10 protein-coding genes and 1 other annotated feature are annotated in these 10,885 nt (G+C 32.3%); all 10 genes read left to right on the top strand.

What is annotated here, in order from left to right; all coding sequences use genetic code 11:
* Positions 1 to 32: 32 nt before the first annotated feature.
* The 10 genes from B4W83_RS05480 to B4W83_RS05435 all read left to right on the top strand — a co-directional run bounded on the left by B4W83_RS05480 (position 33) and on the right by B4W83_RS05435 (position 10,220).
* Positions 33 to 674 carry a phosphate signaling complex PhoU family protein gene (locus B4W83_RS05480; RefSeq protein WP_000945329.1) on the top strand — a complete coding sequence of 214 codons (642 nt, stop codon included), beginning with the start codon at positions 33 to 35 and terminating at the stop codon, positions 672 to 674.
* A 12-nt stretch (positions 675 to 686) separates the two neighbouring features.
* The gene (gene galT / locus B4W83_RS05475) at positions 687 to 2,162 is read left to right on the top strand and encodes a UDP-glucose--hexose-1-phosphate uridylyltransferase (RefSeq protein WP_000848806.1); all 1,476 of its coding nucleotides are present in this window, start codon (positions 687 to 689) and stop codon (positions 2,160 to 2,162) included.
* A gap of 12 nt (positions 2,163 to 2,174) precedes the next feature.
* Positions 2,175 to 3,185, top strand: a complete 1,011-nt coding sequence (galE, locus tag B4W83_RS05470; protein ID WP_000996560.1) for a UDP-glucose 4-epimerase GalE — start codon at positions 2,175 to 2,177, stop codon at positions 3,183 to 3,185.
* A gap of 181 nt (positions 3,186 to 3,366) precedes the next feature.
* Positions 3,367 to 4,026 (top strand): DUF1868 domain-containing protein, encoded by a 660-nt coding sequence (locus B4W83_RS05465; RefSeq protein ID WP_000793816.1) that lies wholly within the window; start codon positions 3,367 to 3,369, stop codon positions 4,024 to 4,026.
* Between the two features lie 24 nt (positions 4,027 to 4,050).
* The gene (locus B4W83_RS05460; protein WP_000738376.1) at positions 4,051 to 5,118 is read left to right on the top strand and encodes an extracellular solute-binding protein; all 1,068 of its coding nucleotides are present in this window, start codon (positions 4,051 to 4,053) and stop codon (positions 5,116 to 5,118) included.
* 102 nt (positions 5,119 to 5,220) lie between these two features.
* The gene (locus tag B4W83_RS05455) at positions 5,221 to 6,231 is read left to right on the top strand and encodes an ABC transporter ATP-binding protein (protein ID WP_000589142.1); all 1,011 of its coding nucleotides are present in this window, start codon (positions 5,221 to 5,223) and stop codon (positions 6,229 to 6,231) included.
* Positions 6,232 to 6,242: 11 nt separating this feature from the next.
* Complete coding sequence (locus B4W83_RS05450; RefSeq protein ID WP_001216175.1) at positions 6,243 to 7,934, top strand: ABC transporter permease; 1,692 nt, start codon at positions 6,243 to 6,245, stop codon at positions 7,932 to 7,934.
* A gap of 2 nt (positions 7,935 to 7,936) precedes the next feature.
* Entirely contained in the window at positions 7,937 to 8,647 is a 711-nt protein-coding gene (locus B4W83_RS05445) for an MgtC/SapB family protein (protein WP_000127549.1), read from the top strand.
* A gap of 95 nt (positions 8,648 to 8,742) precedes the next feature.
* Positions 8,743 to 9,111 carry a hypothetical protein gene (locus B4W83_RS05440; RefSeq protein WP_000656297.1) on the top strand — a complete coding sequence of 123 codons (369 nt, stop codon included), beginning with the start codon at positions 8,743 to 8,745 and terminating at the stop codon, positions 9,109 to 9,111.
* A 107-nt stretch (positions 9,112 to 9,218) separates the two neighbouring features.
* Complete coding sequence (locus tag B4W83_RS05435) at positions 9,219 to 10,220, top strand: LacI family DNA-binding transcriptional regulator (protein ID WP_000789951.1); 1,002 nt, start codon at positions 9,219 to 9,221, stop codon at positions 10,218 to 10,220.
* Between the two features lie 211 nt (positions 10,221 to 10,431).
* Positions 10,432 to 10,662, top strand: a binding site (T-box leader).
* Positions 10,663 to 10,885 lie beyond the last annotated feature (223 nt).

The following is a 10,885-nucleotide window of genomic DNA, read 5'->3' as shown; positions in this document are numbered from 1 at the left end:
ACTATTGAACTTTGTTAAGAAGAGGTACCTAAATGTTAAGGTTATATTTAGAAAATGAAATTATAGAATTATCAAATAATTTAGAGACCATTTGGGTATCTGTGCTTGATAAATACGAGAAGTTATTTGAATATTTATCAAATGAAGAACGAGTAGAATTGATTAAAGAAGATTTAATCATAAATGAGTCAGTTCTAAATATTGATAAAAAAGGATTTGAGTTAATTTGTTTACAACATCCTGTTTCATATGACTTAAGAAGAATTATTAGTGTAATAAAAATATCAACTGACATTGAACGTATTGGGGATAGAATTGTTGAAATTTTAAAAAATCTACAGATTATTCAAAATAATGAAAATTTGAAGAAAATTATTTCAGAAATAAAAATACTTCATGAAGTTATCGGACAGCATATGAATAGGGCTATATCTTGTTATAGAGAGGAACAATCTGGATGTTTAGATATGGTTGTTATACAAAAACAGAATGAGATAGAAGAGCTTAGTATAAATATTGAAAAGAAAATAATGAATTACATATTTGAAGATGATGGGAATGTTTCTGAAGTAATTGGTGCTTTAGATATTATTCATCACCTTGATAAAATTGCTCATACTACGCAAGCAATTTATAAATGGATAATGTATAGAAAATATGGGAACATAAATTAGAAAGAAAAATATATGAAAACAATTATTGATAATTTTGTTGATAGAGTAATTGAATACGGAATGTATAATGAAATTGACAAAATATATGTGAAAAATAGAGTACTAGCGTTAATAGGTGAGGAGGGAACTGATCGCATTTCCGATGAAAATGACCTGAAACAAATAAAAGATTACTTAGTGGAAATCGCCTTAAAAAACGGTAAAATTAAAGATTTAATCGAGGAAAAGGAATGTTTAGGAGCAGAGTTAATGAATTTCATAGTTCCTTTACCTAGTCGATTAAATGATATTTTTTGGAGTTCATATGATATATCACCTCAAGAAGCAGTTGAAGAGTTTTATAAGTTAAGTAAAGATAGTGATTATATTAAAACTTCTGCTATTGCTAAGAATATTGAGTTTCGAGCATCAACTAAATACGGAGAGCTAGAGATTACGATAAATTTGTCAAAACCCGAAAAAGATCCAAAAACAATTGCTGCTGAAAAATTAGTAAAAGCAACTAATTATCCTAAATGTTTACTATGTATGGAAAATGAAGGATATCAAGGTCGAATAAATTATCCAGCACGTTCGAATCATAGAATTATTCGGTTGAAACTTGGTGACGAAGTATGGGGATTCCAGTATTCTCCCTACTCATATTTTAATGAGCATGCGATATTTTTGAATAGTCAACATGTACCAATGGCTATTACCTCTAAAACATTTGAACAATTATTGGAGATTGTTGATATTTTGCCAGGATATTTTGCTGGTTCAAATTCTGATCTTCCTATCTCAGGAGGCTCCATTCTTAGTCATAACCACTACCAGGGAGGGAAATATATTTTCCCAATGGAAAAAGCAAAATTTGAGAGTGAATTTCGTTTTAAAGACTTTGAGGATGTTAATGCTGGTATTGTAAAATGGCCAATGTCAGTAATTAGGTTACAAAGTGAAAATAAAAATCGCTTGTTAGATTTAGCTACTAAAATTCTAAACAAGTGGAGAGAATATTCAGATTTAGAAGTAGACATCATTGCAATGACTGCAGATGTCCCACACCATACGGTGACTCTTATTGCTCGTAAAGTGGACGGAAGATATGAATTAGATATTGTTCTAAGAGATAATCATACTACTGAACAATACCCAGATGGTGTTTTCCATCCTCATCAAGATGTACAACATATTAAAAAGGAAAATATTGGGTTAATCGAAGTGATGGGACTTGCGATATTACCACCTCGTTTGAAACCAGAGTTAGAAGAAGTTGGAAAATATCTTTTAGGAGAGGAAAACGCAATTGCGGATTATCATTTAGAATGGGCCGACCAATTGAAAGAAAAATATCCTAACATTAAAAAAGAAGAGGTTAATAGCGTAGTTCAACACGAAGTAGGACAAGCATTTGCGAGAGTCCTAGAAGATGCAGGTGTTTATAAGAATACTTCATCTGGACATGAAGCGTTTATGAGATTTGTTAAGTCGGTTGGAATTAATTAGGAGGAAACCCAAATGGCAATATTGGTAACAGGCGGAGCTGGTTATATTGGTAGCCATACCGTAGTAGAATTACTAAATTTAGGAAAGGAAGTTATCATTGTCGACAACCTTTCGAATTCTAGCATCTTGGTGCTAGACCGTATTGAAGCAATTACAGGAATACGTCCTGTGTTTTACGAATTAGATGTTTGTGATAAACAAGCATTGAGAAAGGTATTTGAACAAGAATCGATTGATGCTGCAATTCATTTTGCAGGTTATAAAGCTGTCGGAGAATCCGTGCAAAAGCCTGTGATGTACTACAAAAATAATATTATGAGTACATTGGCACTTGTTGAAGTGATGTCAGAATTTAATGTTAAAAAGATTGTCTTTTCTTCAAGTGCGACTGTATATGGAATTAACAATCAGTCACCTCTAATTGAGACGATGCAAACAAGTGCGACAAATCCTTATGGGTATACGAAAGTGATGCTTGAGCAAATTTTAAAAGATGTTCATGTGGCAGATTCAGAATGGAGTATTGCGTTGCTTCGTTATTTCAATCCAATTGGTGCTCATGAGTCTGGGCTTATTGGGGAAGATCCCTCAGGAATTCCTAACAACTTGATGCCTTATATTGCACAAGTAGCGGTAGGTAAGCTGTCAGAGCTAAGTGTGTTCGGAAATGATTATGATACGCTTGATGGTACTGGTGTGCGTGATTATATCCATGTAGTAGATTTAGCAATAGGACATATAAAAGCTTTAGAAAAAGTATCTGAAAAAACAGATGTTTATATCTATAACCTAGGCTCGGGAGAAGGCACTAGTGTATTACAACTTGTAAATACATTTGAAAGTGTTAATAAGATCCCTATTCCTTATAAAATAGTTCCAAGACGTTCAGGAGACGTTGCAACTTGTTATGCAAATGCAGACAAAGCATATAAGGAATTAAATTGGAGAACAACAAAATCGATTGAAGACATGTGTAGAGATACATGGAATTGGCAATCAAAAAATCCCAATGGCTATAATTGATGATACTGTCTATATGAGTGCTGTATTTTGGAAAAATTACTTAACCTTTTAATGAAATGTATATTTAATGAAAGATAAATTAAAAAAAATGTTTGACAGCGCTTGACAAAGGAAACGGTTTCATTGTATAATGTAAACATGCTGACACCGATGTCAAATATAAAAAAAAGAAGGTCTTTATATGAAAAACTTAACAAAAATTAAGTTCAAAGAGAATGGGGAATTTAATCATTTTCCAGGAAATACTGTTGTAGCAAATCTTTATACTAAACAAGATTTGATGGAAGTTGTTGATATTATTCAATCACGTTATAGAGAATTACCATTTATCGATAAGTTCACTTTAACTCCAAGGAATTCTATTCACATGACTGTAATTGAATTGTTGTGCCATGAAAATCGTGAAACGGAGTTTTGGAGCAGTAATCTTCCTTTAGATACACCTTTACAGAAAATACATGATTACTTTGCTAAACAACTTGAAATTTTTCCATTGTTAAATGAAGAAATTCTTATGCGTGTAACGGAAATGGGAAAACAAAACATACTAGTTGAACCTGCAGATGAAGCTTCTGCTAAGAGATTAGAAGAAATTCGTACTTATGTCTCAGAAAAAGCAGGTGTTTGTTTCCCTAATCATGATAGATATCAATTCCATATTTCAATTGGGTATCTTCGGATTCCTCTAACCGAAGAGGAGGAAGAAGAGTTTACTAAAGTTAGAGCGGAATTAACTGAAATTTTATTAGAGAAGATTCCAACTATTACTGTAAACCGTATTGACTATACTGTATTTGAAGATATGAGACAATTTGTTCCATATCACGAAAAATTTAAATAAAATAATAAAAAAGGAGAACTTATCATGAAAAAAATGAAAGTTTGGTCTACTGTACTTGCAACGGGAGTTGCTCTTACTACACTTGCTGCTTGCTCTGGAGGTTCAAATTCTACGACTGCTTCTTCATCTGAAGAAAAAGCTGATAAAAGTCAAGAATTAGTAATCTATTCGAACTCAGTCTCAAATGGTCGTGGTGATTGGTTAACTGCTAAAGCAAAAGAAGCTGGTTTTAATATAAAAATGGTTGATATTCCTGGCGCTCAATTAGCAGACCGTGTTATTGCCGAGAAGAATAATGCAGTTGCAGATATGGTATTTGGAATTGGTGCTGTTGATTCAAATAAAATTAGAGATCAAAAATTACTAGTCCAGTACAAGCCTAAATGGTTAGATAAAATTGATCAATCTTTATCAGATAAAGATAATTATTATAATCCTGTGATTGTTCAACCATTAGTTTTAATTGGAGCGCCTGATGTAAAAGAAATGCCTAAAGATTGGACTGAATTAGGTAGTAAGTATAAAGGTAAATATTCAATTTCTGGTCTTCAAGGTGGTACAGGACGGGCAATTCTAGCAAGTATCTTAGTTCGATACCTTGATGATAAAGGTGAATTAGGTGTTTCCGAAAAAGGTTGGGAAGCAGCAAAAGAATATTTGAAAAATGCATACACTCTTCAAAAGGGAGAAAGTTCAATTGTTAAGATGTTAGACAAAGAAGATCCAATACAATATGGAATGATGTGGGGTTCTGGTGCATTAGTTGGACAAAAAGAACAAAATGTTGTTTTCAAAGTTATGACTCCTGAGATTGGTGTACCATTTGTAACTGAACAAACTATGGTTTTAAGCACTAGTAAAAAACAAGCGTTAGCTAAAGAATTTATTGATTGGTTTGGTCAATCAGAAATTCAAGTAGAATATAGTAAGAACTTTGGATCTATTCCTGCAAATAAAGATGCCCTAACAGAGTTACCTGAAGATACGAAAAAATTTGTTGATCAAGTGAAACCACAAAATATTGACTGGGAAGCTGTTGGAAAACATTTGGATGAATGGGTAGAAAAAGCTGAATTAGAATACGTACAATAAGAAATAAGAGTTAATTTTTATGTCCAAGTCTCTCTATTATTTCTAAATTTAAGGAAGAAATAAAGAGAGGCTTTTGGTTTAGTAATAGAGGGAGTTAGTGAGATGATTAAATTTGATAATATTCAAATTAAATATGGTGATTTTGTTGCAATTGATAATCTGAATTTAGATATACATGAAGGGGAATTCTTTACTTTTCTTGGACCTTCAGGATGTGGTAAATCAACTACTTTGAGAGCATTGGTAGGTTTTTTAGATCCATCATCAGGAAGTATTGAAGTTAATGGAACAGATGTCACTCATTTGGAACCTGAAAAGCGTGGAATTGGAATTGTATTTCAATCTTATGCGCTATTTCCAACTATGACTGTTTTTGATAATATTGCATTCGGTTTAAAAGTTAAGAAGGTAGCTCCAGATGTTATTAAAGCAAAAGTATCAGCAGTAGCAGCAAAAATTAAGATCTCTGATCAACAGTTACAGCGTAATGTATCAGAATTATCTGGGGGTCAACAACAAAGGGTAGCATTGGCTCGTGCTCTGGTTCTTGAACCTAAAATTCTTTGTCTAGATGAACCATTGTCAAACCTTGACGCAAAATTACGTGTAGATTTGAGAAAAGAGTTGAAAAGACTTCAAAAAGAGTTAGGTATTACTACTTTATATGTTACTCATGATCAAGAGGAAGCCTTGACTTTATCTGATAGAATTGCAGTCTTTAACAATGGATACATCGAACAGGTCGGTACACCAGTAGAGATTTATCATAATTCTCAAACTGAATTTGTATGTGATTTTATTGGAGATATTAATGTTTTGACCGATGAAACAGTCCACGAAGTATTATTGAAAAATACAAGCGTTTTCTTAGAGGATAAAAAAGGATACATTCGATTAGAGAAAGTTCGATTCAATCGTGAAACTGAACAAGATTTTATTCTAAAAGGGACAATTATTGATGTTGAGTTTTCTGGAGTTACAATTCACTATACAATAAAAGTTTCTGAAAGTCAGATTCTTAATGTAACAAGTATTGATAGTCAGGCTGCTATTAGATCTGTCGGAGAAAGTGTGGAATTATTTATCACTCCATCAGACGTTCTGCAATTTTAAGGAGGTGCAGTATGCGTCATAAATTAAATTTAAAAGATTGGCTTATTCGTTTAGGGTTAATCTGGTTCTTAGTAACATTTATTATTTATCCAAACTTTGATCTAGTAGTGAATGTATTTGTAAAAGGAGGAGAATTTTCCCTTGATGCTGTACATCGTGTTCTAAAATCTCAGAGGGCACTTCAGAGTATTATGAACAGTTTTAAGTTAGCATTTTCACTCATTATTACAGTTAATGTCGTAGGTATTCTTTGTGTTCTATTTACAGAGTACTTTGATATTAAAGGTGCTAAAATTTTAAAATTAGGTTATATGACCTCTTTAATTTATGGAGGAGTGGTTTTAGCGACTGGATATAAATTTGTCTATGGTCCTTATGGATTGATTACAAAATTTTTACAAAATATTATCCCTTCTTTAGACCCTAACTGGTTTATTGGGTATGGTGCAGTCTTATTCATTATGACATTTTCAGGAACGGCTAATCATACATTGTTTTTAACAAATACAATTCGAAGCGTTGACTATCACACTATTGAGGCTGCTCGAAATATGGGAGCAAAACCATTTACTGTTTTCCGAAAAGTAGTGTTACCAACCTTAATTCCAACTCTATTTGCACTTACTATTATGGTTTTTCTTAGTGGTTTATCTGCAGTAGCAGCACCCATGATTGTTGGTGGTAAAGAATTTCAAACTATAAATCCAATGATTATTACATTTGCAGGGATGGGGAATTCTCGTGATTTAGCTGCCTTACTTGCAATTATTTTAGGTATTGCAACTACAATTTTGCTTACTATCATGAATAAGATAGAAAAAGGTGGAAATTATATTTCTATCTCTAAGACTAAAGCGCCTCTTAAAAAACAAAAAATTGCGTCTAAGCCTTGGAATATCATTGCTCACATTGTAGCATATGGATTGTTCACAGTTTTCATGCTTCCACTAATTTTTATAGTATTATACTCATTTACAGATCCAGTTGCAATTCAAACAGGTAACTTAACATTATCAAACTTTACTTTAGAAAATTATCGCTTATTCTTTAGTAATAGTGCGGCATTCTCTCCATTCTTGGTCAGCTTTATTTATTCTATTATTGCTGCGACAACAGCAACAATTCTCGCAGTTGTATTTGCTCGTGTTGTCAGAAAACATAAATCTCGTTTTGATTTCTTATTTGAATATGGTGCTCTACTTCCTTGGTTACTACCAAGTACACTTTTAGCAGTAAGTTTATTATTTACTTTTAATCAGCCACAATTTCTTGTCTTGAATCAGATTTTGGTAGGTAGTTTGGTAATTCTACTTATTGCATATATAGTTGTAAAAATCCCATTTTCTTATAGAATGGTACGTGCTATTTTATTTAGTGTTGATGATGAGATGGAAGATGCAGCAAGAAGTATGGGTGCTTCACCTTTTTATACTATGATGAAGGTTATCATTCCATTTATTTTACCGGTTGTTCTCTCTGTTATTGCTTTAAACTTTAACTCTTTATTAACTGACTTCGACTTATCTGTATTCCTTTACCATCCCCTAGCTCAACCATTAGGTATTACGATTCGATCTGCAGGTGATGAAACAGCAACATCTAATGCACAAGCTCTGGTATTTGTTTATACAATTGTTCTGATGATTGTTTCTGGAACTGTATTATACTTCACACAAAGACCGGGGCGTAAAGTAAGGAAATAATCATGACAGCCACTAGTCTTGGGTTATCACATATTGAAATAGTTGTCAGGATTGTTTTATCAGTAGTTATTGGTGGTGTAATTGGTTTAGAGAGAGGAAGTAAATCTCAACCAGCAGGTATTCGTACACATAGTATTGTTTGTCTGGCTGCATGTTTAATTATGATGACGAATGAATACGTATCTTATAAATTTGGTACAGGAGATCCTACACGCTTAGGTGCGCAGGTTATATCAGGTGTTGGTTTTCTTGGGGCTGGAACAATACTTATTACAGATAAAAAGAAAATAACTGGTTTAACAACTGCAGCAGGCATTTGGGCTTCGGCAGGAATTGGATTAGCTATTGGAGTAGGTTTTTATGAGGGAGCTCTTTTAGTAGCCATTTCTGTTTGGGGTGTGATATCCATGTTCCAACCACTAAAAAAATATCTACGAAATCGTTCTAAAATGATTGAATTGTATATAGTGGTTAAATCTACAGAAGCCTATAATCGTGTATTGGTTTATTGTGCAGAAAATGGTATCAGAATGACCGATTCAAGAACAGCGTTTGGAGATGTTAATTCTGACAGAATTGAATACTTTGATGTTCCAGACAAAAAAATAGCGTCATTTATTACTCTGGAATTATCAGGTAGATTTGAACATCTTCGTTTGATGGAAGAAATTGCTAATATTGTAGGTGTTATTTATGTCGAAGAAATTAGCTGAAATTTAGTAAACAAAGGGACAGATGTTTTTGTCCTTTTGTTTTTTAGATGTTTTAATCATCTAATTTTTGAGTAGATTTTTGCTCAGAGGTTTTTATGAAAGATTATAAAATCAATTTTGATTTAGGTAAAATAGAATATTTTGATAATAATTGTTTGATACAAGTATACAAATTTATTTCTTTTTATGATATTTATGAAATGGTGTTTGCCTTTCATTTATCTCCTGATGAGTTGATAACAAATGTTATCTTTAAAGAAAAAATTAACTCTATGTTAAAATGTTACATTGACAGGCTATTATATTTTTTTATAAATCCTACACATTTTACTGAAAAAGTTAATCTACAATTTTATGGTAGTTTTTTCTCATATGAATTTATTTGTCGTGAAGTTGGAAACATTCTTAAAAATAAAGGTGTGAAATGCAATTTAAACTTTTTTGAAGGGGAAGAATATTTGTAAAATTAATTTTGTGAATTTGTGGATCTTAAATAATTTACTAAATTCTCTTGTTAAAAAAAATTAAATATTGTATAGTAATATTAGAATGTTCGTAATGGAGGACTGAAATGAAAAATATAAATGGGAAAAAAGTAACTATTTATGACATTGCACGTTTATCAGGTTTTTCTCCAAAAACAGTTTCACGAGTTATTAATGGTGGAGTAAATGTTAAAGAAGAAACTTATCAAGCGATTCAAAAAGTTATAGAGGAATTGTCGTATATTCCAAATGCGTATGCAAAAAATTTAACTAAAAAAGAAGCTATAAATATATTGATTTCTGTAAAAAAAATCGACTCTTTTCCTTTAATTTGGTTTCAAACTTTATTAGATAAAGTTTTACAAACTTGTAAAGAGTATGGTGTTAATGCTATAGTTGAGTACTTTGGAGAGGAGGATACAATTAGTAATTCAATTATATCAAGCACAGGTAGCCTAGTAGATGGTGTTATTGTTTTTTATGAAAGTGTAGATGATATCAGAATTCAGTATTTAAAGAAGAACCATATGCCTTTTCTTGTTTTCGGTGAATCTCAAACGTCTGGAGTAGTCTATGTATCTAATAATAATTTTCAAGCTACTTATGATATGATGAAAGCTGTAACTGAAGAAAAATTTAAAAATATGTGGTTGCTTATGGGAGGAGAATCTCATGTTAATAAGGATCGTGAAAGAGGTGTGCGTTCTTTTCTGAATGATAAAAATTACTTTATGGATTTAAAAGTCATTTATGGCTTATCTACAATTGATTCAGTTTATTCTTATGCAATGCAGCACTTGACTACCCAAAATGATCCGGACATTATTTTTGTTTCAGGAGATGAAAAGGTTCAGGGCTTGATTCGTGCGTGCTATGAGAAAGGAATTCTTATTCCAGATGATATTTCTATCATTGGATTTGATAATATTCCTATTTCTCAGTATTATACTCCAGCTTTGTCTACAATTGCTCCCAATTATGTTAAATTGGCTAAAGAAATGATAGAAGGTGTTTTAGCAATTATTAAAGGGGAAAGTGTCACATCTGTTGAAGTTTCTCCTAAATTTGTTAGGAGACAGAGTTTCTAGTATTGTTTAATTCTTGAAAATCCTAGTGGAAAAGATGGAGTGTTCTAAAATAAGTTCTGTTTAGCCTCCATTCAGTTTCTATTGAGTTGGATCCAATTTCTAACAAGTGGGACATGTTCATGTTCGATCTAAGGAAGACATGGTCACATTCGAATGATATTTTCAAAAAAATCGTAAAAAAGTCTTGACAAAGAAAAAACAAAGTATTAAAATAAGTTCAACAAATCAGAAAAGTAACTATTTTTGATCTTCAGGGAGCCTGTGGTGGTTGTGAATAGGTGGTTGGAAGTAGTGAAAGTGGGCTGATTTAAAAAATGAATTTGAAACAATGAAAATTCGGTGCGCACACCTTACAGTGCAGCTTGTTGTTAGACAAGGCAGAGATGTAAAGGAGATAGTTCCTTTATAATTGAGGTGGCACCGCGTTACCAACGCCCTCACATGGAAGTAGATTCCGTGTGTGGGCTTTTTTCTATCCGTCATTTTGTTTATCTTTTATTAGGGCCTTAAGTCGCTTTGATGAACTTGAGTTTTATCTACAGCTCCTTGCCTGTTACTAAAAATAAACAAAAAGCTGAATTAATATGGAAAAAGCTAGTAATACTCAATGAAAATCAAAGAGCAAACTAGGAAACTAGCCGCAGGTTGCTCAAAACACTGTTTTG

It is taken from the genome of Streptococcus pseudopneumoniae ATCC BAA-960 = CCUG 49455, from assembly GCF_002087075.1.
Taxonomy (GTDB): Bacteria; Bacillota; Bacilli; order Lactobacillales; family Streptococcaceae; genus Streptococcus; species Streptococcus pseudopneumoniae.
Note: the sequence above shows the minus strand (reverse complement) of the source record. Positions and strands in the feature narration are given on the sequence as shown.

Bases quoted from the DNA above. Each gene is read 5' to 3' on its own strand.
- B4W83_RS05480 (WP_000945329.1), top strand. From the start codon at position 33: ATGTTAAGGTTATATTTAGAAAATGAAATTATAGAATTATCAAATAAT.
- galT (WP_000848806.1), top strand. From the start codon at position 687: ATGAAAACAATTATTGATAATTTTGTTGATAGAGTAATTGAATACGGA.
- galE (WP_000996560.1), top strand. From the start codon at position 2,175: ATGGCAATATTGGTAACAGGCGGAGCTGGTTATATTGGTAGCCATACC.
- B4W83_RS05465 (WP_000793816.1), top strand. From the start codon at position 3,367: ATGAAAAACTTAACAAAAATTAAGTTCAAAGAGAATGGGGAATTTAAT.
- B4W83_RS05460 (WP_000738376.1), top strand. From the start codon at position 4,051: ATGAAAAAAATGAAAGTTTGGTCTACTGTACTTGCAACGGGAGTTGCT.
- B4W83_RS05455 (WP_000589142.1), top strand. From the start codon at position 5,221: ATGATTAAATTTGATAATATTCAAATTAAATATGGTGATTTTGTTGCA.
- B4W83_RS05450 (WP_001216175.1), top strand. From the start codon at position 6,243: ATGCGTCATAAATTAAATTTAAAAGATTGGCTTATTCGTTTAGGGTTA.
- B4W83_RS05445 (WP_000127549.1), top strand. From the start codon at position 7,937: ATGACAGCCACTAGTCTTGGGTTATCACATATTGAAATAGTTGTCAGG.
- B4W83_RS05440 (WP_000656297.1), top strand. From the start codon at position 8,743: ATGAAAGATTATAAAATCAATTTTGATTTAGGTAAAATAGAATATTTT.
- B4W83_RS05435 (WP_000789951.1), top strand. From the start codon at position 9,219: ATGAAAAATATAAATGGGAAAAAAGTAACTATTTATGACATTGCACGT.